Origin of the sequence: Streptomyces sp. NPDC053367 (genome assembly GCF_044545925.1) — a bacterium.
GTDB lineage: Bacteria > Actinomycetota > Actinomycetes > Streptomycetales > Streptomycetaceae > Streptomyces.
In genome coordinates this window covers 500,185-526,684 of the sequence record NZ_JBITYN010000002.1, presented here as the reverse complement: position 1 = coordinate 526,684, position 26,500 = coordinate 500,185, and the positions used below count along the sequence as shown (strand labels likewise).

25 protein-coding genes and 2 pseudogenes are annotated in these 26,500 nt (G+C 70.8%); 15 read left to right on the top strand and 12 right to left on the bottom strand.

Annotated elements, in window-relative coordinates:
* Nucleotides 1-105 precede the first annotated feature (105 nt).
* Both ACIGXJ_RS08880 and ACIGXJ_RS08875 read left to right on the top strand, forming a co-directional pair.
* Complete coding sequence (locus ACIGXJ_RS08880) at nucleotides 106-855, top strand: hypothetical protein (RefSeq protein ID WP_399642642.1); 750 nt, start codon at nucleotides 106-108, stop codon at nucleotides 853-855.
* 236 nt (nucleotides 856-1,091) lie between these two features.
* Nucleotides 1,092-1,843: pseudogene (locus ACIGXJ_RS08875) on the top strand (GNAT family N-acetyltransferase); the annotation flags it as partial.
* Nucleotides 1,844-1,983: 140 nt separating this feature from the next.
* On the opposite strand, the gene ACIGXJ_RS08870 reads toward ACIGXJ_RS08875, so the two are convergent.
* Nucleotides 1,984-2,964 (bottom strand): hypothetical protein, encoded by a 981-nt coding sequence (locus tag ACIGXJ_RS08870; RefSeq protein WP_399642641.1) that lies wholly within the window; start codon nucleotides 2,962-2,964, stop codon nucleotides 1,984-1,986.
* A 370-nt stretch (nucleotides 2,965-3,334) separates the two neighbouring features.
* On the opposite strand from ACIGXJ_RS08870, the gene ACIGXJ_RS08865 reads away from it, so the two are divergent.
* Nucleotides 3,335-5,104 (top strand): NlpC/P60 family protein, encoded by a 1,770-nt coding sequence (locus ACIGXJ_RS08865; RefSeq protein ID WP_399642640.1) that lies wholly within the window; start codon nucleotides 3,335-3,337, stop codon nucleotides 5,102-5,104.
* A gap of 86 nt (nucleotides 5,105-5,190) precedes the next feature.
* On the opposite strand, the gene ACIGXJ_RS08860 is transcribed toward ACIGXJ_RS08865, so the two are convergent.
* A complete protein-coding gene (locus tag ACIGXJ_RS08860) occupies nucleotides 5,191-5,535 on the bottom strand; it encodes an alpha-amylase (RefSeq protein WP_399642639.1) in 345 nt (114 codons plus the stop codon).
* 496 nt (nucleotides 5,536-6,031) lie between these two features.
* On the opposite strand from ACIGXJ_RS08860, the gene ACIGXJ_RS08855 reads away from it, so the two are divergent.
* On the top strand, nucleotides 6,032-6,340 hold the full coding sequence (locus ACIGXJ_RS08855; RefSeq protein WP_399642638.1) for a hypothetical protein: 309 nt from the start codon (nucleotides 6,032-6,034) through the stop codon (nucleotides 6,338-6,340).
* A 213-nt stretch (nucleotides 6,341-6,553) separates the two neighbouring features.
* Here ACIGXJ_RS08855 and ACIGXJ_RS08850 read toward each other — a convergent pair whose 3' ends face one another.
* Complete coding sequence (locus ACIGXJ_RS08850) at nucleotides 6,554-7,435, bottom strand: LysR family transcriptional regulator (protein WP_399642637.1); 882 nt, start codon at nucleotides 7,433-7,435, stop codon at nucleotides 6,554-6,556.
* Nucleotides 7,436-7,496: 61 nt separating this feature from the next.
* Here ACIGXJ_RS08850 and ACIGXJ_RS08845 point away from each other — a divergent pair, with 61 nt between their 5' ends.
* From ACIGXJ_RS08845 to ACIGXJ_RS08825, 5 genes and pseudogenes are all read left to right on the top strand, one after another.
* On the top strand, nucleotides 7,497-7,862 hold the full coding sequence (locus tag ACIGXJ_RS08845; RefSeq protein ID WP_399642636.1) for a DoxX family protein: 366 nt from the start codon (nucleotides 7,497-7,499) through the stop codon (nucleotides 7,860-7,862).
* Nucleotides 7,863-8,102: 240 nt separating this feature from the next.
* Complete coding sequence (gene ctaD / locus ACIGXJ_RS08840) at nucleotides 8,103-9,815, top strand: cytochrome c oxidase subunit I (protein ID WP_399642635.1); 1,713 nt, start codon at nucleotides 8,103-8,105, stop codon at nucleotides 9,813-9,815.
* Nucleotides 9,816-9,844: 29 nt separating this feature from the next.
* The gene (locus ACIGXJ_RS08835; protein WP_399642634.1) at nucleotides 9,845-10,195 is read left to right on the top strand and encodes a hypothetical protein; all 351 of its coding nucleotides are present in this window, start codon (nucleotides 9,845-9,847) and stop codon (nucleotides 10,193-10,195) included.
* Between the two features lie 496 nt (nucleotides 10,196-10,691).
* A complete protein-coding gene (locus ACIGXJ_RS08830; RefSeq protein WP_399642633.1) occupies nucleotides 10,692-11,480 on the top strand; it encodes an RNA polymerase sigma factor in 789 nt (262 codons plus the stop codon).
* A gap of 485 nt (nucleotides 11,481-11,965) precedes the next feature.
* Nucleotides 11,966-12,316: pseudogene (locus ACIGXJ_RS08825) on the top strand (SsgA family sporulation/cell division regulator); the annotation flags it as partial.
* A gap of 254 nt (nucleotides 12,317-12,570) precedes the next feature.
* Here ACIGXJ_RS08825 and ACIGXJ_RS08820 read toward each other — a convergent pair.
* The 3 genes from ACIGXJ_RS08820 to ACIGXJ_RS08810 all read right to left on the bottom strand — a co-directional run bounded on the left by ACIGXJ_RS08820 (nucleotide 12,571) and on the right by ACIGXJ_RS08810 (nucleotide 14,800).
* On the bottom strand, nucleotides 12,571-13,782 hold the full coding sequence (locus tag ACIGXJ_RS08820) for an acyltransferase family protein (RefSeq protein ID WP_399642632.1): 1,212 nt from the start codon (nucleotides 13,780-13,782) through the stop codon (nucleotides 12,571-12,573).
* Nucleotides 13,783-13,865: 83 nt separating this feature from the next.
* Nucleotides 13,866-14,594: a restriction endonuclease gene (locus tag ACIGXJ_RS08815; protein ID WP_399642631.1), complete on the bottom strand. Its 729-nt coding sequence runs from the start codon at nucleotides 14,592-14,594 to the stop codon at nucleotides 13,866-13,868.
* A complete protein-coding gene (locus ACIGXJ_RS08810) occupies nucleotides 14,591-14,800 on the bottom strand; it encodes a hypothetical protein (RefSeq protein ID WP_399642801.1) in 210 nt (69 codons plus the stop codon). The genes ACIGXJ_RS08815 and ACIGXJ_RS08810 overlap by 4 nt, the downstream gene beginning before the upstream one ends.
* 370 nt (nucleotides 14,801-15,170) lie before the next feature.
* Here ACIGXJ_RS08810 and ACIGXJ_RS08805 point away from each other — a divergent pair, with 370 nt between their 5' ends.
* On the top strand, nucleotides 15,171-15,509 hold the full coding sequence (locus ACIGXJ_RS08805) for a hypothetical protein (RefSeq protein ID WP_399642630.1): 339 nt from the start codon (nucleotides 15,171-15,173) through the stop codon (nucleotides 15,507-15,509).
* Between the two features lie 154 nt (nucleotides 15,510-15,663).
* Nucleotides 15,664-16,239, top strand: coding sequence for an antibiotic biosynthesis monooxygenase (locus ACIGXJ_RS08800; RefSeq protein WP_399642629.1), 576 nt, complete (start codon nucleotides 15,664-15,666; stop codon nucleotides 16,237-16,239).
* Between the two features lie 140 nt (nucleotides 16,240-16,379).
* On the opposite strand, the gene ACIGXJ_RS08795 is transcribed toward ACIGXJ_RS08800, so the two are convergent.
* Together ACIGXJ_RS08795 and ACIGXJ_RS08790 are read right to left on the bottom strand one after the other, a co-directional pair.
* On the bottom strand, nucleotides 16,380-16,976 hold the full coding sequence (locus ACIGXJ_RS08795; protein WP_399642628.1) for a dihydrofolate reductase family protein: 597 nt from the start codon (nucleotides 16,974-16,976) through the stop codon (nucleotides 16,380-16,382).
* 267 nt (nucleotides 16,977-17,243) lie between these two features.
* Nucleotides 17,244-17,399 (bottom strand): hypothetical protein, encoded by a 156-nt coding sequence (locus ACIGXJ_RS08790; RefSeq protein WP_399642627.1) that lies wholly within the window; start codon nucleotides 17,397-17,399, stop codon nucleotides 17,244-17,246.
* Nucleotides 17,400-17,868: 469 nt separating this feature from the next.
* Here ACIGXJ_RS08790 and ACIGXJ_RS08785 point away from each other — a divergent pair, with 469 nt between their 5' ends.
* The 3 genes from ACIGXJ_RS08785 to ACIGXJ_RS08775 all read left to right on the top strand — a co-directional run bounded on the left by ACIGXJ_RS08785 (nucleotide 17,869) and on the right by ACIGXJ_RS08775 (nucleotide 21,788).
* Nucleotides 17,869-18,963 (top strand): glutamate--cysteine ligase, encoded by a 1,095-nt coding sequence (locus ACIGXJ_RS08785; RefSeq protein ID WP_399642626.1) that lies wholly within the window; start codon nucleotides 17,869-17,871, stop codon nucleotides 18,961-18,963.
* A gap of 130 nt (nucleotides 18,964-19,093) precedes the next feature.
* Nucleotides 19,094-19,945: an MBL fold metallo-hydrolase gene (locus tag ACIGXJ_RS08780; protein ID WP_399642625.1), complete on the top strand. Its 852-nt coding sequence runs from the start codon at nucleotides 19,094-19,096 to the stop codon at nucleotides 19,943-19,945.
* 178 nt (nucleotides 19,946-20,123) lie between these two features.
* Nucleotides 20,124-21,788 (top strand): RecQ family ATP-dependent DNA helicase, encoded by a 1,665-nt coding sequence (locus tag ACIGXJ_RS08775; protein ID WP_399642624.1) that lies wholly within the window; start codon nucleotides 20,124-20,126, stop codon nucleotides 21,786-21,788.
* Nucleotides 21,789-21,894: 106 nt separating this feature from the next.
* Here ACIGXJ_RS08775 and ACIGXJ_RS08770 read toward each other — a convergent pair whose 3' ends face one another.
* The 3 genes from ACIGXJ_RS08770 to ACIGXJ_RS08760 all read right to left on the bottom strand — a co-directional run bounded on the left by ACIGXJ_RS08770 (nucleotide 21,895) and on the right by ACIGXJ_RS08760 (nucleotide 24,811).
* A complete protein-coding gene (locus ACIGXJ_RS08770) occupies nucleotides 21,895-22,752 on the bottom strand; it encodes an MBL fold metallo-hydrolase (RefSeq protein WP_399642623.1) in 858 nt (285 codons plus the stop codon).
* A gap of 35 nt (nucleotides 22,753-22,787) precedes the next feature.
* Nucleotides 22,788-23,321 carry a hypothetical protein gene (locus ACIGXJ_RS08765; protein ID WP_399642622.1) on the bottom strand — a complete coding sequence of 178 codons (534 nt, stop codon included), beginning with the start codon at nucleotides 23,319-23,321 and terminating at the stop codon, nucleotides 22,788-22,790.
* A 248-nt stretch (nucleotides 23,322-23,569) separates the two neighbouring features.
* Nucleotides 23,570-24,811: a choice-of-anchor Q domain-containing protein gene (locus tag ACIGXJ_RS08760; RefSeq protein ID WP_399642621.1), complete on the bottom strand. Its 1,242-nt coding sequence runs from the start codon at nucleotides 24,809-24,811 to the stop codon at nucleotides 23,570-23,572.
* 177 nt (nucleotides 24,812-24,988) lie between these two features.
* Between ACIGXJ_RS08760 and ACIGXJ_RS08755 the strand changes: the two genes are divergently transcribed.
* Nucleotides 24,989-25,612 (top strand): TetR/AcrR family transcriptional regulator, encoded by a 624-nt coding sequence (locus tag ACIGXJ_RS08755; RefSeq protein WP_399642620.1) that lies wholly within the window; start codon nucleotides 24,989-24,991, stop codon nucleotides 25,610-25,612.
* Nucleotides 25,613-25,684: 72 nt separating this feature from the next.
* Here ACIGXJ_RS08755 and ACIGXJ_RS08750 read toward each other — a convergent pair whose 3' ends face one another.
* Nucleotides 25,685-26,449, bottom strand: a complete 765-nt coding sequence (locus ACIGXJ_RS08750) for a restriction endonuclease (RefSeq protein ID WP_399642619.1) — start codon at nucleotides 26,447-26,449, stop codon at nucleotides 25,685-25,687.
* Between the last annotated feature and the right edge of the window lie 51 nt (nucleotides 26,450-26,500).

Sequence of the window (26,500 nt, the reverse complement as noted above, 5' to 3'; positions counted from 1 at the left end):
GCCGAAGCGGTGGGCAGGAGCGGCCCGGGTGACGGACTGCGGGGCGGTCCCGGGCGATCGCCCGCCGGCGGGGAGACCTCCTGGAAGCCCGTCTACCCTGGCCGGGTGACGGATGAGGGTGACTTCCGGGCCGGTGACGTGCTGTCGGTCTCCTGCCCGTTCACGGTCACCGGGGTCGAGCGAGGCGTCACCTGGGACCATGTGTCGGTGCGATGGCCGTGGTGGGAGATCGACACCGCGTGCGAGTTCGGGCAGTGGAACGGGATCGTCGCCCTCGGTGTGAGCAACGGTGGACGCGCCACGGCAGACGTGGAGGCCGAGCTGTTCCGCACCGACCCTCCGCCGGATCAGCTGAAGGCGGGAGACGTCTGCCGGGTCGGCGTGCCGCCCACCGTGGTGCATGTGACGGCCGTCGAGCATCATGACCCGCCGCTGGAGACGGTCTGGCTGCCGCGTCCCACAGGGACCGTCACCGTGCTGCCCCGAGGTATGTCCTACCGCGAATTCCCGGACGGGAGCCATCTCGACGGTTCGGGTTACTCCATCCACCCCGGTGACGGGATCCCCTTCACTCTCGAACTGTTGATGCGCCCCTACGCGTTCCTCCAGGCGGGCGACGAAGTCGCCGACGCCGTCGGCCGGGCATGGCGGTTCGACGGGCCCTGGGACTGGACCGCCTTCGACGGAGAGCCCGTCGGCGCGGGACCCGAGTGGCCGCTCGTCCTGCTCACCCGAGCGGGAGAGCCGTGCTCCGCCGACGACGCGGAAGCAGTGGCTGCGAGCACGGCGACCGGTTCGCATCAGGAGACGGTCCGAGAATGGATGGCCCTCACCCAGGCATCCCCCACCCCCTGACCCCCGCTCGGAGGACGGGCTCGCCCAGTCCGACCGTGCCCTCACGCACGCTCAACGGCGCTGTGCCCTGCGCGGGACGTCGGTCTGGGCGTTCAGCATGTCGGGGTTCAGCCGCGGCATCAGGGCACGCTTCCTTGCCGGGGGCAGCTCACCGCCCACGCCGTTGTCCGAGGCGACGGTGACGATCGCTGAGTTCCAAGGGCTCCTTCAGTGAGTTCGTGAGGTCAGCACCCGCCATGGACAACCAGGTCCAGAGCTTTGCCGTCACCGACCTCCGACGCCGTCCCGTGGTCGTCGAGACCAACGGCTTCGTCGCCGGCTTCACCCCGACACCGACAACCCGTACCTCAACTGCGCGACGCCGCTACCCGATGCCCAGCCGAACGGGCAGGACGTGGCGGCGCTTGTGGGGATCGTCCGCGAGCGGGGGCTGGTGCCTCGTCTGGAGTTCGCACCGCAGGCCGCCCCCGCCGTGGCACCGGCTCTGCGGGCGGCGGGATTCAGCACGGAGGCTGTGCACGAGTACCTCGTCTGCACGCCCCACACGCTGATACTCCCCCAGCCCTCCGGTCACCTCCGGGTGGAGGTCCCGGCCACCGGCGAGGACTTCGCCGAGCTCGGCGCCGCGCTCGCCGAGGCGTTCGGCGGCGTCTTCGCGCCCTCCGCACAGGGTGCCGGACGACTGCGCCGCACCCAGCGGAGCGGTGGAGCAGTGCGCTTCGTCCGCGAGCCGCGGGGCGGCGGCGTCCTCGGCGGGGCGTCCTGCTCCCCTGCGGCCGAGGGCACCGCAGAGCTGTCCGGCGTCGGCACCCGCCCCGCCCACCGGGGCCGCGGCATCGCCGCCGCGGTGACCGCCGCGCTGACCGAAGCGATGTTCGCTCAGGGCGCCGGGTCGGTCTGGCTGGAGCACTCGGGGGAAGGATCCCGCCGCGTCTACGAGCGCGTCGGTTTCCGGCCGCAAGGCACTCGCCTCTACGTCTCCTCGCCCCGGCGCAGAAGCCCTGACGGTACCGGCCGGCTCGGGGGCGGCCGCGTGCCGCCCCCGGGTTGCGCTGTTTCCGGCTGCCTTCGGTCAAGGGCGTCAGTGCCCTCTTCCGGCCCACGCAACGCCTTGTTCATGTGCCATGCCTACATGGCGTCCTCGTCGAAGGCCTCGTCGCCCGTCATCGCGGCGCCGAACCCACCCAGGACCTCTTCGATGTCCAGTTCGGTCGCACCGGTCGGGGCCGTCGGCTTCTGGCCCTCGCTCATGCGCACCACCAGGCCCAGCTTCTTCACCTCGGTGTTCTCGGCCAGCTCGGCGAGGTCGACGCGGACCTCGGTCAGCTCGCCGTCGTCGAGAGTGAAGTCGGCTGTGACATCGGTGTTCGGGGCGTCCGCGAGTTCCTTGTCCGTGGGCAGGTCCATACCCGGGGGCAGGTCCTTGGTGAACGGACGGATCTCGTCGAAGAGCTCCGTCATCAGGGTTCGGAAGGGAGCGGTGGCGGTGATGTGCTCGGACCCGTCCTTTTCCCCGGCGGACTTGAAGTCGACCTCGCCGGCGATGGTCCTACGGAGCGCCTCCACCAGCTTCTTCTGCGTCTTGGCGTCGAGGGTGGGCTGCGGCTCGGGCTCGGTGCCGGGCTCGGCGCCCATCGCGCCGCCGGCCTCTTCCATCTCCTTGGTGTCGATCTTCACCCACTCACCTTCGAGCACCTTCTTGAGCCCGCCGGCGTCCGGAGGCAGGTCAGCCGCGGACGGGACGGGGGCGCCCAGCGCCTTCCCGAGGGAATCCGTGTCGGAGCGGATGTAGGTGTAGTCACCGACGATCCGGTACTCGACGAGATCCCCGTCCTTGGTGCTGACCTTCATGGCCATACCGACGTAGTCCTTCTCCCCGGACTCGCCGATCGGCTTCTTCGACTGCAGGGTGACACTGATCTTCGCGCCGCTGAGCAACTCGGCGGCCTCGTCCGGGATCTCCTCGCCGGGCTCCGGGTCGGAGGAGGCGTCCAGCGCCTCGAGGGTCTCGGCGTCCGTGTCCAGGTCGAGCTCGAAGGAGATCGTCTTCTCCTTGCCCAGCTCGTCGAAGGCCTGGTCGAGCTTCCTGCCCGCGGAGAGCTGCTCCACGGTGCCGCAGGCAGCCGAACCTGCCAGCACCGCGCCGACGACGGCTGCTGCGGTCAGGGTCTTGCGTATGGCGGTGATGATGGTCTCCTCGTCAGTGTGATCGTGATGCGATCACCTGGGAGACTCAAGGCACGGCCAAATGGTTGCCCCGGACACTGAACCGGTCACCACATCAGCGCGACCCGGCACCTCCCCGCGTCCGGGCCGGCGCCTCCACAACCGCCCGTCGGAGCAGTTCCGACGGCTCCCGCGCCCCACCCCGAACCGGACGCTCGACCGCGACGAGCCGTGAACCGAGGAGCTGGGTAAGGTCCCTCATCGCAAGATCGTCCGGTCCTGTGTTTCTTTCCGCACCAGGGGGAGCCCTCGCATGTCCGCACCGAAGTCCTCACCGAGCCGCAGAGCGGCCCTCACAGCGCTCGTGGGAGCGACGGCGGGCAGCGCCCTGCCGTTCGCCTCGGCGCCGACCGCGCATGCCGCCGGCCCGGCCGCGCTGCCGACGATGACGACTGCGTCGGCCTCGGCGTCGGCCCAGGCCGGCGCGCAGGCACCCGGTTTCCGGGTCCCGGTCCTCATCGACCCGACCGACCCCTGGCACTACTCCCCGCACCCGGCCGGCGCGCTGACCACGCGTACGGTCGCCGGCGGCCTGGAGGTCTCGGACGCCACGGGCGTGCTCGCGACGCTCACCACGGGGGCGCGGACGGTGACGCTGCGGGGGCCGCGGCGATGGTTCACCGAGCAGAAGAAGGCCGTGCAGGACGACTTCGACCGCACCCCGCCCACCGGCGGCTGGGGCGCGTCCCCCGGGGGCGGCACCTGGTCGCACCACAACGGCGTCGACGCCGACTACTTCGTCGAGAGCGGCCGCGCCGCCATCACGCTCGCCGCCGGCAGGAGCCGTTACAGCCTGCTGCCCGATCACGGGATCGGCGACCTCTACGCCGCGGCCCGGTTCTCCTTCGACAAGCTGCCCGCCGGGGCGCCCGTCTCCCTCGGCCTCGTCTTCGCCGCCCAGGACGTCAACAACCACTACCGGGCGCGGCTGATCGTCACCCCCGCGGGAGACGTCCAGCTCGTCCTGGAGAAGGAGCTCGCCGACACGTCGGCTGTTCTGAGCGAGCCCGTCACGGTCGGCACCGGCTTCAAGGCCTTCGACCACTGGTGGGTCCGCGTGGAGAAGGCCGGTGACGAACTGCGGGCCCGTGCCTGGCGGCACGTCACGACGGGCGTGGCCGACGAACCGACGAGCGTGTGGCACCACCGGGTGTGCGACCCGGAGAAGAACCCGGGCGCCGTCTTCCGCTCGGGCACGGTCGGCGTCCGGGGCCTCGCCTCCACCGGTGCCACCGTGCTGCCGCAGGCGCGGGTCTACGACTTCAGGATCGACACGGCGACCTGGACCGACCCGCCGGTCGTCACCCACGACACATGGGTGCGGGTCCTGCCGGAGCCCTTCGACGGCACGTGGACACCCGCCCTGGAGCAGCGGGTCCGTGCGTGGGCGGGCGACACCTCGCCCGACGCCCTCACGTACTCCTCGATGTACCGGCCCTTCGCGCCGGCCGTCACCGACCCGGCGCGCCAGAACGCACAGGTGCTCGGTGAATCCGGCTACAGCTCACTGCTGGCATCCGGACAGCGCGAGGTCGGCGCCGACTTCCACGAGTACATGGGACTGCCCTGGACCTTCCCCAGCGGCGAGACCGTCAGCGCGACCCCTGACCCCAAGTGGCTGAAGAACCTCGACTGTTCGGGCTTCGTGCGGATGGTCTACGGCTATCACCTGGGCGTTCCCATGGGCCTGGCGGCGGACTCCCAGCGCCGGTACCTGCCGCGCAGGTCCGAGTGGCAGGCGGCGTCCAGCCCTGGCGTCGTCGTCGCCCGGGCCACCGACGCGCCGCCCCCGCTCGACGCGCTGCGGATCGGCGACCTGCTCTTCTGGAACGACCCCGACGACGGTGCGGTCTCCCACACCGGGATCTACCTGGGCCTGGACCAGTACGGCAAGCACCGCTTCGTCTCCAGCCGCAAGACGCCCAACGGTCCGACGATGGCCGACGTCGGCGGAAAGTCGATCATCAACGGCACCGCGAGCGACCTCTACACGCACAGTCTGCGCGTGATCCGCCGTCTGTGAGCGGCCGCGCTCGACGAGCCGGAGTGCGGTGGGCGCCGGTGGTCACCGGCGCCCGGGGCCGCGTAGGCCCCATCTCGTGGGCGCGGTCAGGCGTTGCTGGTGGTGACGAGGGCGGGGTCGCACGTCAGCAGCCCCGTCACATAGTTGCCGTCCGTTCCGTAACCGGCGAAGGTCGCCCACCCGTTCGGCTCGATGAGGCGGCACGGGGCCCACTGACCGTTCGTGTACTCGACCGTGACGGCGACGGTGGCGTCACAGCCGTTGAAGACGTCGGTGTAACGCCAGCTCTGGAAGTACTGCACGCACTCCGGAGCCGGGGACTCGGTGGCCGCGGTAGCGGCCGGGGAAGCGGTCAGGACCGTCAGGAGACCCGCCGCAGCGGTGGCGGTGAGGGCGACGGGTCGGGATATGCGCTTCAGGAGGGTTGCCATGCGCCGCATCCTCAGGGCGCAAGGAGCTTGCATGCAAATTGCTGAAACTATTTTCAGACACGCGCCTCCCGGGATCTTTAACACCCAGGTCATCGACCGTTCTTCACGCGGAAACCAGTTGCAGGCGCGCATGTGCCGGCTCGAGCGGGCGCCCGATGGCGCGCCCGCACCGGCTTCATAGCCGCCAGGAGGCATCAGGCTCCGGACCCTCCGGCCGAAAGCCGCGAGGCGCAGAGCAGCGGGGGCACACAGACCCTGAGCGACCCCTTCAGGCTTGAAAGAGCTTTCATGACCTTGCAGAAAGTTGGGTCATAGCTCTTGACGCCGCTCTCGACGGCGGGACATGGTCGACGCAGCCCTTCCCGGGACGATGAGATGCCGACGCCGACGCCCCGTCGATGTCCGGACCGCTCTCGCCATGTCAGCCTGCAACGACGCTCGGCTGACGTCCGTACGCCCCAGGGCACGTGTGAGCCGCAACGTCGCAGGAGACACCATGACTGTGATCCCTCAATCCGTGGTCTCCCCGCCCCGAGCGGTGTCCGACAGCCGGTCGCAAGCCCTCGGCTCCGCAGGAGGCGCCCGGCAGGAACCGCCCGTGTGGCTGATCAGCATGCCCACCGTCGCCGCGGACGGGGTGTCCGGAACCCAGTGGTTCGCGGTCCGCGCCCACACAGCACACCAGGCGATCGCGGATGCCGCCGTCCATGCGGCGAGCACCCGAGCAGTCGTACGCCGGCGAGGAGCCCGTGTCTTCATCGAGCAGGCCCGGGTCGCCCCATGGACCTCCGACGGAACCTGGTGAGGACGACACACTGCCTGGCTTCTGAGTGGCGGCCCCGCACCGCCCGGCCCCGTCCCTCCGAGCAGCGGCATCGCTGACATCGCGTCTCGGCGGCCGGACCGGCCCCGGCACCGTACGGAGTTCCAGGCACGCGTCACCAGGAACCCCACGACCTGCGCATCGGCAGCGGCGGTCCGGCCAGGCAGGCGCCTCTCGGCGGTACGCGGCCCCGCCTCACCCCCTTCCGAGCCGTCGCGCGACGGCCTCCAACAGCTCGCCCAGCGGGGCTTCGCGCTCCCGCCCCCGCGGCCGGGCCAGGCCCACCCGGCTCGGTGAGACCCCGCGGACCGGACGGAACACCACGTCCGGGTGGGAGTAGAAGCGGGCCGCGGATGCCGGGGCCAGCGCCACACAGCCCGCGGCCACCGCCCCGAGCCATTCGTCGGGACGGCTGGTGACGGCTCCCACCCGGACGGAGTGCCCCTCCCGCTCCTCCGTAGCCAGCCAGTGCTCCCGCCAGGCGCCGGTCTCCGCCCCCGCCGCGACGAACGGCTCGTCCCACAGCTGCCTGAACTCCACCGTCTCGCTGTTCGCGAGCCGGTGCCGAGCGGGCAGGAGCACCCCACGTTCCTCGGTGAACAACTCCCGCACCGTAAGCCTCTCCTGCCCCGGGAACGGCACGCGCACCACTGCCGCGTCCACCTCACCCCTGGCCAGGCCGGCGCTCGGATCCGACCAGTCGAATTGCCGCAGTTCCACCCGCCACTCCGGCCGCGCCCGGTGGAACCCGGCGATGACCTCGGGGACCGCCCCCACGGCGCCCGCGTCCAGGAAGCCCAGGCGCAGCACCCGCGCGGCCCGGCCGGCTGCCCGCACCGCCTCGTCCCAGCCGTCCAGCAGTGCGGGCACCCGCGCGGCGAGCTCACGGCCTGCCTCGGTGAGCGCCATCCCCGACCGCGAACGCGCGAAGAGCCGTACTCCGAGATCGTCCTCCAGACGCCGGATCTGTTTGGTCAGCGCGGGCTGCGAGACGAACAGTCTCTTCGCCGCACCGGTCAGGGTGCCCTCCTCCGCCACTGCGGCGAAGTACCGGAGCAAGCGCGTGTCCACATCCATGCCGCCAGGTTATAGAAGCAGGTATTGGACGGTGCCCATGTGTCCTGCGAACCCTGAAGGCATGTCCGGTAACCAGCTCGCGCTGCTCGTCGTCCCCCTGCTCACCGCCGCTGTCAACGTCGGTATCGCCGCCGCCGACCTCGCCGGGGCACGCTTCGTCCTGGCCAACTCGGCCGAGGTGGGGGTGCCCCGGTCCTGGCTGTCCAGGCTGGCTTTCCTCAAGCTGGCCGGCGCGGCGGGCCTCCTCCTCGGTCTCCTCAGCACCGCACTGCGCCCCGTCGCCGCCGCCGCGGCATGCGGTCTCGTGCTGCTCTACCTGGGCGCGCTCGCCTTCCATCTGCGCGCCCGCGTGCTGCACAACATCGTCTTTCCCGGCTTCTACCTCGCCACCGCCGTCGCCTCGCTCGCCTTGATCCTGACGTCCTGACGGCATCGCCTGTGTCAGTGCCGGCGGATCCTGGCCGCTCGTCGACCGGTCGGAGCCGGGTGCGGCATGCGGGACGGCGTCAAGGTGGTGCCGGCGGCGCGGCTCGTTGCCGTCGGCCGTGGCACCGCCCCGTCCTTTGATCCGGGTTTGGCTTCTTACGGCGCGTCAACGTGTAACGCCTGCCCCTTTCCGAAATGTTGGGGCACAAATGCGGCACATGCATCGATCTAGGGAGACGCCATGGGCACCGAGGCGGAACCGGTCACGTTGGTCCCGGTCGAAGGGAGACGAAGCAAAGGTCGCGTGATCGTCTCCTGGCTGACCACGACCGATCACAAGAAGATCGGCCACCTGTACTTGATCACTTCGTTCGGCTTCTTCCTGTTCGGCGGCCTGCTGGCCATGGCGATCCGGGCGGAACTGGCCCGACCCGGGCTGCAGATGCTGTCCAACGAGCAGTACAACCAGGCGTTCACGCTGCACGGCACGATCATGCTGCTGCTGTTCGCCACCCCGACGTTCGCCGGGTTCGCCAACGCGATCATGCCGTTGCAGATCGGCTCCCCGGACGTGGCCTTCCCGCGGCTGAACATGTTCTCCTACTGGCTGTTCCTGTTCGGCGGCCTGATCGTGATGGCCAGCTTCCTCACCCCCGAGGGCGCCGCGGACTTCGGCTGGACCGCCTACACCCCGCTCAGCGGCGGCGAGCGGACCACTCAGCTCGGCGGCGACCTGTGGATCATGGGCCTGGCGCTGGGCGGGTTCGGCACCATCCTCGGCGCGGTCAACTTCATGACCACGATCATCTGCATGCGCGCCCCCGGCATGACCATGTTCCGGATGCCGATCTTCACCTGGAACGTGCTGATCACGTCCCTGCTGGTCCTGCTCGCCTTCCCCGTCCTGGCCGCCGCGCTGTTCGCGCTGGAGGCCGACCGCAAGTTCGGCGCCCACGTCTTCGACCCGGAGAACGGCGGGGCGATTCTCTGGCAGCACCTGTTCTGGTTCTTCGGCCACCCCGAGGTGTACATCCTCGCGCTACCGTTCTTCGGCGTGGTGACGGAGATCATCCCCGTGTTCTCCCGCAAGCCGATCTTCGGCTACCAGGGACTGATCGCGGCGACCATCGCCATCGGCGGGCTGTCGGCGACCGTATGGGCGCACCACATGTTCGCCACCGGAGCAGTGCTGCTGCCCTTCTTCTCCTTCATGACCTACCTGATCGCCGTGCCCACCGGGGTGAAGTTCTTCAACTGGATCGGCACGATGTGGAAGGGCTCGCTCTCCTTCGAGCCGCCGATGCTGTGGGCGTGCGGGTTCCTGGTCACCTTCCTCTTCGGCGGCCTGACCGGTGTCATCCTCGGCTCGCCCCCGATGGACTGGCACGTGACCGACACCTACTTCGTCGTCGCCCACTTCCACTACGTGCTCTTCGGCACGATCGTCTTCGCGATGTTCGGCGGATTCAGCTTCTGGTGGCCGAAGATGACCGGCACCATGCTCGACCACCGGCTCGAGAAGATCCACTTCTGGACGCTGTTCGTCGGCTTCCACACCACGTTCCTGGTGCAGCACTGGCTGGGCGCCGAAGGCATGCCCCGCCGCTACGCCGACTACCTGGCCGCCGACGGCTTCACCGCCCTCAACACCCTGTCCACCATCGGCTCGTTCCTCCTGGGGCTGTCGACCTTGCCGTTCCTGTACAACGTCTACAAGACCGCCCAGGCGGGCAAGCGGGTCGGCGTGGACGACCCCTGGGGGTACGGCCGCTCCCTGGAATGGGCCACCTCCTGCCCCCCGCCGCGGCACAACTTCGTCACCCTTCCGCGCATCCGCTCCGAATCACCGGCCTTCGACCTGCACCACCCGGACATCGCCGAACAGGAGTACCTGGCGCAGGGAGGCCGCCGCGACGCCATCGACGCCGAAGGCCACAGGCAATCCCCCCGATGAGGAGCAGCCGCCGGCCACGAGGGGCAACGATGGACGAGACGGCTCCCGCCGCATTCGCCAACGCCGTCGAGGGCTACCTGCTGGCACGGTCCCACGAGGACGCCGCCCGCAAGGAGGCCGAGGAGCTGTGCGGCGCGCTGCCCTGGCTGACCGCCGCCCAGGCCCAGGACCTCACGCATCACTATGTACGACGACGCCGTCACCTCACCCGTCAGATGCTCGAGGCGACCGTGGACCGAAGTGCCGAGCTGCGGCGGGAGTACGAGCTCCGTTACGCCACCCTGCGCCGCCGCCTGCTCAGACGGCACGCCGCGTGCGCCTGCCTGGTGCTCGCCGCGGCCGCGGGGGCAGGCGGCCTGGCCGGTCTGCTCACCCGTTGAACCAGCCCCCTGATCCCTGCGGCCGCAGGTCGGGGATCAGGAAGGCCGGCGCGGCTCCGAACCCGGCCCGGAAGGGTCCTGGGCATCCCTGGCCTGCTCCATCGGCCCACTCGATCCGGTCAGTTCCCTCCAGGCCCTGGCCAGCGGGATACATGCCCGGACCAGGCGGGTGAGGGAACGCGGCAGATGTTCCAGTGCGACGAGACAGGCCAGCACGCCGGTCGTCGCGGTGACAAGGGTTTGAGTCATGCCGTGGTCGTAGGGGGTGACGCGGCCGTCGCATCACGTCCGGACCGTGGTTCACCCGTTCGGGGGGCTCTGCGCACGATTGCGTTATCCGCAGGGCCCTTCCCTCCCTACAACGCTGTCGGCATGTGACCGCATCGCAGGGAGAGATATGCCCGACGACGAGTTCGACGGGGTTCCACCGTCAGGGGCCCAACAACTGCCGGCCGCACGCACGGGGGCCGACGCTCACGAGTCCCCGCTCTTCAGGGTGCACATCGAAGAGAACTCCGACGCCCTGGCCAGGCTCGCAGACAAGACCGCCGCCGAAACCAGCCGGAGAGCCGCGGACGACGCGGCCCTCCATCAGGCCCTGGCGGCCGCACAGTTCGACGGCCCGGCCTGGAACCTCTTCGCGCGGGCGTTGACCGAGTACGCCTGTCCCATCCTGACCAACTGGCTCTACACGGGGGAGATCTTCAGCCTGTGCGCGGACCGGGGACGGCCCGTTCGTACGCCCCGAAGGCTCCAGGACATGGAGACGCTGCGTGCCGACCCGGACGAGCGGGAGGAGCTCGTCTGTGAGGTCGTCGCGCGGGCCCTGCACCTCTACCGCCGCAGCGCACGGGCCGGTACCGGCTGGCGCCCGGACGGCGGCGCGTCCCCGAAGACGTATTTCATCGGTGCCGTCGTGGGGGAATTCGCAGGGGTCTACGACCGCTGGGCCTCGGAGCGCGCCAGGCGCCCACCATGTGCCCCGGACGGCATGAACGCGTTGCGCGATGTCGCCGGTCATCCCGGTGAGGAACCCGAGAGCCGGGTGATCGGGCATGACGCCGCGCGGCAGTTGCTCGCGCAGGTGAAGGACGAGACCACGCGCACCGCTGTGTTCCTCATGCTCAGGGGTTACACGATGAAGGAGATCGGAGAGTTCCTCCACCTTTCCGCGGCGGCCGTCGCGATGCGCATGTCCCGGCTTCGAAAGGACCGGCAGCAGCAGGGCAGCCGGGAAGAACAGCTCACCCCTTCGACGACGCAGGACGGCAGGGAGGACGCGTGAAGCGGGAAGAAGGCCTCGCAGACGGGGTCGCGGAGGCCATCGCGCGGATTCGGGAGGCAGAACTGCAGGCCCCCGAAGCCCTGCGGCCGAGTCTGCGCGCGTGCCTCGAGCACCTCGCGGAACTGCAGGAGCGCGTGGACGAGGAGGCCAGAGGAGCCGACGACGGCCCGGGCGGCGTGACCGGCCCCGACTTCGAGGTCCTGCTCAAGCAGTCCTCGCTCGGCACGCCGGGCGCAGCGGCTCTGCGGGACCGTACCGGCGCCGAGGTGCACGAGCGTGTCGCGAGGCGGCTGGCCGAGCTCGAGGAGAACGTCCCCACCGGGGCACCGCCCGAGAGCGTTCACGACGCCGAGCCCGAACGAAAGGTCGCCGGACAACTGAGCACGCTGCTTCGCAGCTACGTGGAGCAGCGCCGCCGGCAGGCCGGTGCACAGCCCCGGAGCGCGGAAGGTCCCGACGCTTCCGAGGTGACCTGCGAGTTGAGCATGCGGGTGGTGGTCTCCAGCACCTCCTCGGCACCCGTGCCGGCGAAACTGCGCTACCGGCGATCGGATCCCTACGCCATCGAGGCGTGGTTCCGGACGGGACCGGACGAACAAGTGCACTGGGTCTTCTCCCGCGAGCTCCTCATGGCCGGCCTGCACACCTCCGCAGGCGTCATGGACGTGAAGATCCGGCCCGCCGTCTCCGTCGGCACGGAGGTCGTCCTCATCACCCTGCAGTCCCCCGAGGGCACAGCTCTGCTGGAAGCCCCCAGGGCGGCTCTGCAGAGGTTCCTCCGGCGCACACATGAACTGGTGGCGCCTGGAGACGAAAGGCGACACGTCGACATGGACGAACTGTTCCTACTCACCACGTCCGCAGGGCACATCACATCGGACACCTCGTCCACCACCGCCGCCGAGCCCGAGTACGAGGGCGAACACGAGGCCAAGGACGAGGACGAGGACGAGCCCGGGTACGAAGACGAGGACGAGGACGAGGAACACGCAGACGACCCCGACCAGCGGGCCGAGACCGACCAACTCCTCGACAGGCGAAGAGGGCACGACCACTGAAGCAGCCGCCGGCACCCGCCGTCGGGGCCCCGTCAGGGAGGCTGGAGACGGCGGCCCAGCTCGCGGCCCCGTTGGTGGCACGGCGCCTCGATGTAACGGTAGGTCAGGAAGCACAGGGGCAGCAGCACGGCGAAGAACGCCGCTTCCAGTGCGAGGTTGGCCCGCCACCGTCGGGCGACCGTGCCGGCGATCACCGCGAGCAGCACCGGGTGAACCAGATACACCGAATAGCTGATCACTCCGAGGCCGGTCAGCGGCCTCGGCAGCTGCCGGCGGCGCACTGCCAGTCCGACGCCGAAGGTGAGCACGGCCAGCAGGAAGGCGAGGATCCAGCCGCGCCGCGTGAAGAGGTCACCGTCGCCGTACCGGTGGGCACTCCACACCGCGCAGGCCACCACCACGACCGCGGTGCCCGCCGCGTACCACCAGCTGCTCCGGCCGTGTTCGGCCCGGTGGACGGCGGTGCCGAGGAACATCACCGCCAGGATGACCAGGCCCTCCCACACGGGGACCGTGCCGTTGAGCAGCAGAACGAGCGCCAGGGCCCCGCCCAGCACTCCCCCGAACACCCGAAGTGTGTGTGCCGTGGCGCTCGCACAGCAGATGGCGATCACCATGGTGGTCGAACCCGCCGCGATCAGCGGACCGGTGCCGGTCACGTCCGACAGCGCGGAATCCTCCAGGGTCACGCCGGCCGTCGCGCTGACGGCCGCGAGCACGGCCAGACCGACGGCGACCGCGGCCGACTGCCGTACGCGGACGGTGAACAGAGCGACGACCAGCAGATAGAAGGCCATCTCGTACGACAGCGTCCACAGGACGAGCAGGACGCTCGGCGTGCCGAGCAGTTCCTGGAGAAGGGTGAGGTGGGCAACGGCCACCGCGCCGGCGTTCTGCGCCCCGGAGTCGCGGATGTCCGCCACGCCGCACAGTCCGAGCACGAGGATCATGGCCACGACGGCCGCCCACAGCGGGTAGACGCGGAACACCCGTACGATCCAGAACCTCCGTACGCAGCCGTGGCGTTCCAGGGAAGCGGGGATGATGTAACCGCTCACCAGGAAGAACACCATGATGCCGTAACGGCTGGTGTTGAACTGCGGCATCAGCTCCCGCCGGAAGTCCGACATGAAGGTGTTCGACGAGTGGTCCAGGGCCACGACCAGCGCCGCGATGCCTCGCAGTGCGTCCAGCCAGCCCAGGCGCGGCGGACCGCTGGTGAGGGATGCGGGGAGCAGTCGCATGAGCACGTAGAGTAACGGCAGTCGGCGCGTCGATATCGGCTGCCGCCGTCGTCCACGTCGATGACGGCCGCCCGTGGGCGGATTCAGGAGAGGGGCGTCGGCTCACGAGGTGGAGGGACGGCGCGGAGCAGCTCCCACAATGGCCGTGATCCGGAGGCCCAGACTCCGAGCGTGTGGCGGTCCACCACGTGGAGGCGCTGCTGCTCGGCGAAGGTCATCGCGGGCGCGGTGACCCGTCCGTTGGTCACGATGACCGCGACGTCGGCTCCGTGGACCTGGCGGGCCGTGCCGTTGAGGACCTGAAGGTCCGGCGTGCCCACGGCGGAGCCGGCGAGGCCGTCACGCCGGTGCTTGCACTGGATGACCCAGCGCCGCCCGTAGGGGTCGGTGGCCTTCACGTCGGCGCCCAGGTCGCCGCCACCCCCCACCCGGGTCGCGTCCCGGCAGCCGTCGCGGCGCATCAGGTCGCGCACCGCTTCTTCGAAGCGCGCGTGATGGAGGCCGTCCAGCTGGGACAGGCCGTAGCGCAGCCTCTGCGCGTGAACCGCTTCCCACCGTGCTTGCCGCTGCCTGTGGTACAGCCGGCCGCCGCCTGCCGACACCGCGACCGTGCCCACGACGGCCAGGATCCACCAGTGGGCCAGCAGCCAGTTGACGACCGTCACCACCGCGGCGACGGCCAAGACGCCGCCGACCAGGAGGCCGATCAGCCGGTCGTCGGCTCGCTGCCGCCCGGCCGGCCTGCGGGTACGCCGCCGTACCGGCGGGCGCCTGCTCGTCGCCGCCCGGCCCCTGCGTCTGCGGGGGCTCACCGGCCGGCCTCCGTGACGCCGCTCGCGAGCTGCCCCAGGACGTTCTGGATTCCCTGGCCCGCCGGAGTGGGTGCGATCAGGACACCCAACGCCAGGACGATGACGACGGTCAGCTTCTCGTCGAAGCGGCTGCGGGCATGCGTACGCCGCCGCAGTCGCCAGACGACGATGACCGCGAGCAGCACCGCCACGTTGATGGTCAGCACCGTCCAGACCTCCCCCACGACCGGCCACCACTCCACCGCGGCTGCAGAACGCCGCCGCGGATCTCTTGTGTAGCGGCACCCCGGCGATGTTGCGGACGGGTTGCCGGCGAATGGCACAAAGCCATCGAACCTGGCCGAATACCACACTTACGTCCGGTGAGCCGTCCGCACCGGAGTGCCGAGTGATCGTCAGGGGCGTTCTCCCGCAGGTGCGGTGGAGCCGGCCTGCCCGCGCGCCGAGCAGGTACGCAATCGTGGCAAGATGACGTCATGTTGATCCGAAAGGACGATGCCGCGTAGGCGTCCCAAGGCCGTCCGCGCAGAGCGGTGGCGGCCACGATGGCAGGGTCCGGTCCGGCAGGTCCGTGGCGTGTCCGCTCGGACGCGTGCGGCGATCCGCCGGGTCGAGGACGAGCGGATGTGGCCCAACGCCGTTGCCGACGCGCTGCGCCGTATCGAGTGGGCTTTCGAGCAGCCCGGCACATACCTGGCCGCTTCCGAGGTCGATTCGCCCGGGCTGGAGGTGGAGGACGCCCGTGACGACCTGGCGGAGGCCATGCGCCGGCTGCCTCCCGGAGCTCGGCGGGACCTGGGCCGGCTCATCGATCGCATCGACGACGAGTTCGAACGCCGCACCCTGCCCAACCCCGCGCCCATGAGCCGACGACTCGTGGGTTGCTGGTGGTGGTCGAGGATCCGTGACCGCTGAACCGCCGCCCTCCGTCGAGAGCGCATGCACGGCCGGCCGACCGCACCCCTGCCAGGCCGGGCGTCCGGGCGTCCTGTCCGGACGGGCTGTCGGGCGGCCGGCCGCGGTGAGGTGCGTAGAGTGTGGGTGGGCGCGGTGAGATCACAAGGAGTCGATGTTGACTGCCGTCAGCCTTGAGCACGCTGCCGTCCCCGCCGACACCGGCGAGGTGACCCTGCTGATAGCCCGCCGGGTGGAGCCCGGCCACGAAGCCGCCTTCGAGCGGTGGGCGAAGGGAATCCTCGCCTGCGCGGCCACCTTTCCCGGGCACCTCGGCTATGGGTTCTTCCGCTCCTCCGGCGGCGACGCCCCATGGTTCCTCGTGCACCGATTCCGCGATGCGCAGGCGTGCCGCGCCTGGCAGGAGTCGCCCGAACGGGCGGCCTGGTTCGCCGACTGCGAGGGCCACCACCACACGGAGATCGCCCGGCGGCAACTGACCGGCATGGAGACCTGGTTCGCCGAGCCCGGCTCGGCGCGGCCCGTTCCACCACGGTGGAAGATGGCGATCAGCGCGACGCTCGCGATCTACCCGATCTCCGTGTTCGGCAGCCTCTTCCTCCTGCCGCACCTGACCGCACTCCCCCTCCTGCTCAGCAGTGCGGTCGTGGCCTGCGTCTTCAACGTCCTCATGACGTACGTTTCGATGCCCGTCGTGAGCCGGGTCCTGCGCCGCTGGCTCAGCGCATAGACCCTGCGGCCGCCGCCTCGGCTGCCACTCGCCGACGGCCTACGGCGGACGGCGGACGGCGGATGCCTGTGCACGGTGCCAACCCCGCCCCCGCCTGGTTGGCGAAGGAAGCCGCGCCAGGCGGTTCGCGGGCGTGTGGTTCAGCGGTCCTCGCCGACCGCGGTCGAGGACCGGTCGGTCGCCAGGCGATAGCGGAGGTAGACGACATTCGAGGGGAAGGTACGGGTTTCGACGAGGTCGAGGTCCACGCGGCGCTCGTGCCGGGGAAAGAACGGAATGCCGCCGCCGACCAGCACCGGGTGGACCATGACCCGGTACTCGTCGATCAGCCCCAGCGCGGACGCCTCGGCGGCGAGTGTCGCACCGCCGATCGCGATCTCGCCCTCCCCCGGCTCGGCCCGCAGCCGCTCGATCTCCTCCGCAAGCCCGCCCGAGGCCAGGCGGGCTTGCCCCCGCACCTCCGACAGGGTGGTGGAGAACACCACCTTGGGCAGCGGATTCCACAGCGCGGTCCACTCGAGTTCCGCTTCGTCGAGCGCGGACTCCTGGTCGGCGGTCTCCCAGTACAGCATCGTCTCGTACAGCCGTCGTCCCAACAGGTGCACGTCGACCTGGCGGATCTGGTCGATCCAGAAGCGGAAGACCTCAGGGTCGGGTGCCGTCCAGCCGAAATCGCCGTCCGGACCGACGATGTAGCCGTCGAGTGAGGTGCCCATCGAATAGGTCACGCTGCGCATCAGAAGTCCTCCTCGGTCACGCGTTCCGCAGTACGACTGCCGTCCCGTCCCGGACTCATCGCAGTTTCCGGGATCCGGTGCCAGGGCGGTGCTTCTGGGACACCGCCGCTACGCCGGTGGTGCGCAGAAGTCCGGTGGCCAAACGAGCCCACCGCCCGGAGGACACGCACGCGAGCAAGGGGACACCGGCCACCGGGAGCGACGGTCGAACCGCGGTACGCCGTCGCACGAGGCGGCACAAGGACACTGCGCGCGCGAGCGCCGTACTCAGGCCCTGGCTTGGCTGCCCCAGACCGTCCCGCCGCGAGGGGCGGCGTGATGCACGGGCTCCTGGGCCTGCGAGAAGTCCCGGTTCCGCAGCCACAGGGACGTCATGAACCACAGCGCGGTGAAGATCACGAGGAACACCACCGAAACCCACATCGCCCGGCCTCCTGGGGCATCCCATGCTGACGCCGCAGCCGAGGCGGCCCACAGGCCGGTGCTGCCGGCGTAGAAAGTGCGGATCCGGCGCAGCTGCCGCAGCGCTCGTACGGACTCGGCATGATCGGTTCCCGGTGTCATGGCGACCCAGGTACCCCGCACGCGGCCGGTAAACGTCGGAGATCCTATGCGAACCGATCCGCAGGTCCGGCCAGGCGGCGTGTCCTGCCTGAACGCGGACGGCGGGAAGCCCGCACGCGTCGCCTGCCCCGCCCCTGGCGGTTGCCCTGCCGGGTGGGCCGTGCTCAGCCCACCCCCACATTTGGGGGATTTGTGGTGGTTTATTACGAAGCGTGCGCGGCACTCGGGCACCCGAGTGACCCTCTCGACGGGGTCCACCGTGCGATGCACCGGCCAGGCGCATCGGGAGCCAGTCCGGTGCCCAGCCGGGCGGAACAGTGGGCGATCGATGACGACGATCGGTGTGGAAGAGGAATACCTGCTGCTCGACCCGGTCACGGGCCTGCCGGTACCCATGGCGGACAAGGTGCGCGCCGATGCCGGCCTGGGGCCTCTCGTGGCCGAGCAGGAGGTGCAGTGCGAGCTGCTGCAGGCGCAGGTCGAGGTGGCCACGCCGGTGTGCGGCACGCTGGAGGAGGTCGGCGGACACCTGCTGCGGCTGCGGCACGCTCTGGGAGCGGCCGCCGAGGCACACGGGTGCCGGATCGCGGCCTGCGCGACACCCCCGCTGCGCCACGGTCACCCCGTGGCCGTCACCGACCGGGCGCGTTACCGGGCCATGCTCGTCCAGGCGCCCCAGCTCGTGGCGGAGCAGCTGGTCAACGGCATGCACGTGCACGTCGGCGTGCCCAGCCGGGAGGCGGGCGTCCAGATCCTCAACCGGATCAGGGTCTGGCTGCCGACACTCACCGCCCTGTCCGCGAACTCTCCGATGTGGGACGGTCACGACACCGGCTTCGCCAGCTGGCGGACCGTGATCTTCAGCCGCTGGCCGGTCAGCGGCATGCCCCCGCACTTCGCCGACATCGCCGACCACGACCGGCGCGTGCAGCAACTGCTGGACGGCGGTCTGATCTCTGACACCGGGCAGCTGTACTGGCAGGCCCGGCTCTCGCAGCGGTACCCCACCATCGAGGTGCGGTGCCTGGACGTGCAGCTGCGCGCGGACGAGGCGGTGATGCTGACGGGCCTCGTCCGGGCGCTCGTGGAGACCGCGCTGGCGGACACCGCGGCCGGTGCTCCGCCGCTCGACTGCGACCAGGAGCTGTTGCAGGCGAGCATGTGGCACGCGGCTCGCCATGGACTGAGCAGCACCCTGGTGGATCCGGGTGGCCGGCAGCGCCGGGCCGGCGAGATGCTGTACGAGCTGCTGCGGCACGTCGCCCGCGCACTGGACGCGTCCGGCGACAGCCGGCAGGTGACGGCCCTGGTCCACCGCCTGCTGCAGGACGGCACGGGCGCCGACCGGCAACGCGCCGCCCTTGCCCAGGGCGGCCTGACCGCGGTCACCGAGCTGATCCTCGCCCAGAGCACCATGCCCTGACACACCGCAGCGGCCGCGCTCCGTGACCGTGACCGGAAGATGTCGGCCCCTGCGTTTGACGCGGGCGTGGCGCGAGGCTGGACTGGAGTAATGGGCGCTGCGGCCGAACTCCGTCCCAGGGAGAGCAGCGATGACTACGACGGAAACGTTCAATCTTCTGGAGCCGTACAAGATCGCCGAAGAGACGTTTGTCATCCCGTGGGCTCTGGAGGCCCCTCCGGTCGGCCACTTCCCGATGAATTCGATGGTGATCCGGGGAGCCGAACCCGTGCTCGTGGACACCGGTGCGCCGGCGGTGCGAGCCCAGTGGCTGGAGGCCGCATGGTCCGTGGTGGATCCGTTGGACGTGCGATGGATCTTCCTCACGCACGACGATCGCGATCACGCCGGCAACCTCCTGGCCGCTCTCGCCCAGTGCCCGAACGCGACGCTGCTGACGACATGGTTCTCGATCGGGCGCATGGCCGAGGAATGGGAGACACCGGTCAACCGGTGCCGTTTCATGATCGACGGCGACGCCGTGGACATCGGTGACCGCACTCTGGTGGCCAAACGACCGCCGTTGTACGACAACCCGACCACCCGCTCCCTCTTCGACACCAGGACGAGCGTCTTGTGGGCGGTGGACACCTTCGCGACGAACGTGCCCACTCCCCTGCCCGACAGCGCCGGCCTGTCAGCGGACGAGTTCCGCGACGGGCAGTTCTTCGGCGGACGGTTGGTTTCGCCCTGGGCGGCGTTGCTGGACGGCCAGAAGTTCGGGGCGGTGGTGGACTACTTCCAGCGGCTGGACTCCGAGGTCATCGCCGGCTGCCACACGCCGGTGCTGCGCCGGCCACACATCGCGGAGGCATTCGATCTTTTGCGCCGGCTGCCCGAGATCCCGCCCTGGCAGGAGTTCACACAAGCCGACCTCGACCAGTGGATGGAGTCGGCCGAGACCTCGGTCCCGCCCGAACAGCCAAGGCCGTCGGCCACGTGACCGACGTGCCGCGGGTGAGCAGGTCCACGACGCGTGGGCCGGGCTGATCCGGCCCGCAGTACGAGCAGCCGGGATCTCGGCCTCGCCCTCCTGCTGTGCGCCGCTTCGCTTCACCGTCGTTCCCGGAGGGTACCCGGGCCGGGTCGCAGGACTGCCGGGCCGTGAAGGGGGCGTCGTGATGGGCGTGCACGACGGGATCGCCGAGCTGCGCCGTGTCGCCCGGGAGCGGTTCGGGTGGAGCGAGCTGCGCGCCGAGCAGACGGAGGCGATGGAGGCACTCCTCGACGGCCGCGACGTGCTCGTCGTCATGCCCACCGGTTCCGGCAAGTCTGCGATCTACCAGGTGCCGACCGTCATCCTCGGCGGCCCCGCCGTCGTGGTGTCTCCGCTCGTCGCCCTGCAACGCGACCAGGTCACCGGCCTGCGGGAGAGTGCGGCACCGGACGCCGTGGCCGTGAACTCGGCGCAGCCGCAGTCGGTCACCGACAGCGCCTGGCGGTCGGTCCGGGACGGTGACGCGGAATATCTGTTCCTCTCCCCCGAGCAGCTGACCAAAGACGGTGTCGTGGAACGGTTGCGGAAACTGGGTCCCTCGCTGTTCGTCGTGGACGAGGCCCACTGCGTGTCCGCCTGGGGGCACGACTTCCGCCCCGACTACCTGAACCTCGGCGAAGTCGCCGACCGGCTGGGCCGCCCGCCGGTGCTCGCTCTGACGGCGACGGCCGCGACCCCGGTCAGGACGGACATCGTCGAGCACCTGCACATGCGCGACGCCCGTGTCGTGACGACCGGGACCGACCGGCCCACCATCCACCTCTCGGTACGCACCTTCACCGACGACCCCGCCAAACGCGCGGCCGTCCGCCGCTGGACGGCCCGAGCGCGCGGCCCGGGCATCCTCTACACCGCCACCCGCAAGGACGCCGAGGCGTACGCGTCGCAGCTTCGGCAGGACGGCGTGGACGCGGAGGCGTATCACGCGGGCGTGAAGGCGGCCGACCGCCGCCGGATCCATGACGGTTTCCTGGCAGGCGCTCCTGCCGTGGTGGTGGCCACCTCCGCGTTCGGGATGGGCATCGACAAGGCGGATGTACGGTTCGTCGCCCACGCGTCCGTCCCGGAGTCGCTGGACTCCTACTACCAGGAGACAGGCCGTGCCGGCCGGGACGGGGAGCCGGCTCACGCGGTCCTGTTCTACCGCCCCGAGGACCTGGGCCTGCAGCGGTTCCTCACGGCCCGGTCTCTGGACACCGACGCGCTGCGCCGGATCCTGACCACACTGCGCGGCCAGGACGCCCCGCTGAGCCGTGGCCGTACGGCGCAGGTGTGCGGCCTGTCGCGCCGCAAGACCAGCGACCTGCTGAACCTGCTGGAGGAGGCGGGAGCCGTGACCGTCGAGGGCAGGCGCCGTGCGGTCCGGGCTCTGCCCGGCCCCACCGTGGACGAGGCCGTCGAAGGGGCGGCAGAGGTGTTCGAGCGTCGGCGGCGCATCGACCGCTCGCGCATCGAGATGATGCGCGGCTACGCGGAGACGCCCAACTGCCGCCGCCAGTACCTTCTGGGCTACTTCGGCGAGCAGCTGGACGCACCGTGCGGGCGGTGCGACGTGTGCGAACGCGAGGACGAGCACCCCGCCACCCGGGCCGGACAGCAGGACGCCGCTCCCCCGGCCGGACACCACGGGACGTACGAACCCAACGACCGGGTGCGCCACGCGGAGTGGGGTGCGGGCACGGTGATGCGGACGGAGGCGGACCGCCTCGTCGTGCTGTTCGAGCAGGTCGGCTACAAGACACTGTCCGTGACGGCGATAGAGGAGGGCGACCTGCTGACCGGCGCCTGACGCCGGGCGGGGCGGCATGCCGGGCGGGGCGGCATGTGTGGGCGGGGCGGCATGTGTGGGCCACCGGTGCGGACGACCCGCCCGGGTCCGGGGGCGAGACCCCGCATCACAGGGCTGTCGGCGCCGTGCCCGGTACGGCGGTCACCCGAGCCCGCTCACCGTGCGCGCAGTGGACGACCCGGTCGCCGAGTCCGACGGCATCGATCTCGGTGAGGAACGCGGAGAGCGGCGAGCGCATCACCGTGTAGTCGCCGTAGTGGACGGGGAGGACGAGCCGGGGGTCCAGTCGCCGCGCCAGCTCCGCTCCCTGAGCGCCGTCCATGGTCACCACGAAGCCGCCGGGAAGCCGGGTGCCACCGAGGTGGAGCACGGCCAGATCGGCGGCCGGGAAACGGCGGGCGATCTCGTCGAGGCCGTCGTGGACCAGCGTGTCTCCCGAGATGTACAGCCGTAGCCCGACCGGCCCGCCGACGGGGCCGAACTCCAGCAGGCTGCCCATCACCGGCGGCAGCAGCCCGCGTATCAGGGGGTTGCCGGCGTGCCGGCCCGGCAGGGCGGTCACGCCGACCTCGTCGTTCCCGTGCCGGAGGGTGAGGTGCTGCCAGGTCCGCAGCCCTGCGGTGCGCGGGAACCGGTGCACGACCCTGAGCCGGCGTGCCGCGTGCGGCGTGGTCAGCACCGGCACGCTGTGATCGAGCTCGCCGCGCGCCCTGCGGTCCCAGTGGTCGCCGTGCAGATGCGACAGGACGACGGCGTCGAGGCGGGGCAGCTCGGCGATGTCCACGGCCGGTTCGGTCAGACGACGGCTGAGCAGCCCGTACCCGAGGTAGGCGTACTGGCCGCGGTGCAGGAAGTTGGGATCGGTGAGCAGCGTGAGCCGGCCGTAGCGGAGCAGCACGGTCGCGTTGCCGATGAAGTGGACGTCGAGCGTGCCGTCCGGGATGTCTTCGCTGATCCGTGTCATGGCGGTGCCGTCCGTTCAGCGGTCTTCAGCGGTCTTCAGCAGTCTTGAGGTCGTCCGCGGGGCAGCGGTCCGGCGTCGGAGTGGCGGCCCGGCCGGAGGGCGGCGTGGCGTCCGCCGGGGCCGCGGCCGTCGCGGGCGGCGAGCGCGTCGGCGACCGCCCCGGTCGCGAACGCGTAGACGGCCTTGTGCAGAAGGTCCACCGCGAGTTCGGAGCGCGGCCAAGTGGGCGGTGGGGCGCCGACGCCGGTCATGTTCTCGAGGATCTGGTCGTTGGTGAGGCGCACGACGGCGAACTGCGTGGAGGCGACCGGCCCGCGCAGTCCGGCCTGGGCCATGATCGAGCGCAGTACGCCGAGCAGGGCGGCCTGACCGAAGTGCATGGCCAGGTTGAGCGGGACCGGCTGGGTCCGCGGGCGCTCGGGCAGGCCGGTGAGGCGCTGCAGGACCCGCGCGGGCACGTGGGAGTCGGGCCGGCCGGTGACCCTCGGCTCGACCTTCTCGCCGACGGTCATCACGACGCCTCCGGCGGTACCGGCGACCAGGCCCTGCCACAGTGCGCGCTTGATCACGCCCGGCCGAGTACCCCGCTCCCGACGGCCTCACCCACGCCGCGACTCGGGCCTGGGTTCATTCGACGTACTGCGTGCCTGTCGTCGGGGGCGCCCCTCGTCCGTCCCCGCGACGGCGTGCGGTGCCCGGTCCGGCGGGGGAACGAGTACGCCGGACCGGGCGGTCGTGCCGGGGGCCACCGGTGACCGTTCGGGACGCAGGTTCGCATCGTCCGGACGTCGGCGTCGGTGCCCCCGGCCGCGGTGGGTCAGGGCTGGTACTCGAAGGCTCCGGTGTCGCAGGCCGGGCCCTGAGGCCGGGTGACTCCGCGCTGATCGGTGGACGGGCAGTCGGACGCGGCGTCGCGGGCGGGGCTGTCGGGCAGCAGGGCCACGGTGTCCGTGGGGCCGCCGTGGTCGGCGAGCGGGCCGAGGCGCGCATCACGGCGCGGCAGGTCGCCTTCGGCCGTCAAGCCGCAGCTGTCGCCGCTGTCGAGGTTGCCGCCCAGGGACTCGATGGCGGCGAAGGCCCTCTTGCAGTCGCCGGACGCCCGGCCGACGGTGTTCGCGGCGATGATGGTGTTGTGCAGGGCGAGGTGGCCGAGCGGCAGGTCGACGATGTCGGTGACGGACGAGGGCAGGCTGTCCAGGTAGGCGGGGGCGATGTTGATCCCGCCTCCGCCGTCGGTGGAGGTGTTCCCCGTGATCGTGGAGTTGCGGATGTCCACCAGGCCGGTACCGCGTATGTCGATGCCGCCTCCGTAGCCCGACAGGCTGCCGGGCCGGTCCCAGTCGTCGGTCACATGGTTGTCCGCGATCGTCGAGTTGAGCACGGTGCCGGAGTCGTCGAACCGGATGCCTCCGGCCTCGCCGGCCGTGTTGTCGCTGACGGTGCTCTCGATCAGCGTCAGATGGGAGTCCGGGATGTTGAAGATGCCCCCTCCGTAGCCGGCGGTGTTCCCTGTCACCGCGACCCGGCGCAAGGTCATGTTCTTGCTGTTGGCGATGCCGCCCCCGCCCGGGTCGGTGAGCCGTACTTCCCGCTGCTTGGCCTCGCCCCCGGTGATGGTGAGGTCGGACAGCGAGGTGTCGGCCCCCATACGGAAGACCCGGTCGACGTGGTCGGCGTCGATGACGGTCTCGCGGGCGCCTGCCCCGCGGAGGGTGGTCGGCGCGGTGACGTTCAGGTCGCCTGTGGTGGGGTCGGCGGTGCGGGTGTTCAGGTAACGGGGATCGGGAGGGATGCTCAGCCGGTAGTGGCCGGCGGGCAGCTCGATCGTGCTGCCGGGCCGGGCGTTCGCGGTCATGACCGCGGCGCGCAGCGTGCACGTCCCCGCACTGGTACGGCAGACGCCGTCGGACGTGTCGGCGTCGACGGCGTCCTCGGTGGAGTCGACCGTGATGGCCGCGGCCTGGGTGTCCGCCCGCGCGGGGGCCGGTGCGGCGGCCAGGGTTCCCGCGACGGCCGCCAGTGAGGCGGTCAGTGACGAAAGGGTCGTTGCTCTGTTCATGGGGGTGCCTCCTGGGGGTCTCGTCCCCGCGCCGGTCTCGTGCGCGGCAGTGAGAAACACTCGCGTACATGACATGTATCAGAATGCGTACCAGCTATGGCAGATTCGATCCGGCCCCTCCTGAAGCCCCATCAGACGGAGCTTCCAAGAGGGCCACACGGGCTTACACAGGAGTTCGTGACGGGCTCTCAGCGCCGCCGACTCCTCTACGCGATGACGGTCGTGGTGGCCGAGAAGGGCTATATCGCCACGACCGTGGCCGACGTCACCTCACGGGCGGGCGTGTCCCGCAAGACGTTCTACGATCTGTTCGCGGACAAGGAGGAGTGCTTCATCGCCGCGGCCGACACAAGCCGTGAGCTCATGATCAAGTGGCTCCGGACGTCGTTCGCGCATTCGTCGGCGCAATCGCTCTCCCCCGTCGCCACGCTCCGCGCCTCGATCCGCGCCTACCTCCAGCTGATCGCCGGAGAGCCGGAATTCGCCAAGGCGTTCTTCCTGGAGACGGCGACGGCCGGCGGCCGGGCACAGGAGCACCAGGACGCGTGCCGGTCCTGGTTCGCCGAGTCGATGCGCGCCTGGCGTGCCGGGCTTCCCGGTCACCGCGGCGTCCCCGAGGCCCACTACATCGCCGCCGCCGACGCCACACACGAAGCCGTCTGCCGCTGTCTGCGCCGAGGCGGCGTCGACGAGGTCCCCGGCCTGGAGGACACCGTGCTGCACATCTGCCTCGCCCTGCTGGACGTGACCGATCCGGAGACGGAAGAGAGGGCCGGGCCGAGCTCCGGATCGCGCGCCTGAGGCGCGTTGCCCGGAGCACGCTCTCATGCGCGCGTGCGGGCACGAGTGGAACCGGGCATCCGCTCTCTCGCCCTACCCCGGCATCCAGGGCGCCGGCCCCGTCCCGTCGTGCCAGGCCTGCAGTGCCGACCGGTCGACGCCCACGATCCCGCACTGTTCGGCGTACTCGACGGCAGGGGCGGTGAACTCGCTGGTGGTGACGAGGACCGCGACGTCGGCCTCGTGTACGGCGTAGCAGGTGCCGCCGAAGCGCTGCAGGTCCTGGGAACCGACCCGGTAGGTGTCGTCGTAGCGCTTGCACTGGATGACGATTCGTCGCCCGTCCGGCGCCGTGGCCAGCACGTCCGCGCCCAAGTCACCTGCGCCGCCGACGACTTCGACGCCGCTGCAGCCGTCGCGCTCGCACAACGCGGCCACGGCCTGCTCGAACTCGTCGGCGTCCAGGGCGGCGTAGTCGTACGCCTCGTCGTACTCGGCGGGTCCGGCGGGCTCGGCGACCGGCTCGACCACTACGGACGGGACGACGGTCTCGGGCGTCTCCAGCTCCTCCAGCGCCGTGTGCGCGCCTTCCTCCAGGGCCGCAGCGGCACGGCGAGCGGCCCGGGCGCCGGACAGGCGCCGCCGTCGGCGTCGTAGCCCCAGGGCGGCGAAGAGGCTCAGCAGACACAGGACCACCACCCAGACCGGGCGCCGCTCGGCGGTCGCGGCCAGTGTGCGGGCCGCGAAGCCGAGAGCACACACGAGGAGAGCCAGGAGTGCGAAGAACAGGGCCGTGGCCCGGAGGTCGAACGGCCGGCGGTCGGCGCGCGGTCGTATTCGGCGTGCGGGCACGGTCACGAGGAGACGCCCCCTTCCACTTGCTGAGCTGGACGATCACTTCCGTCTGCC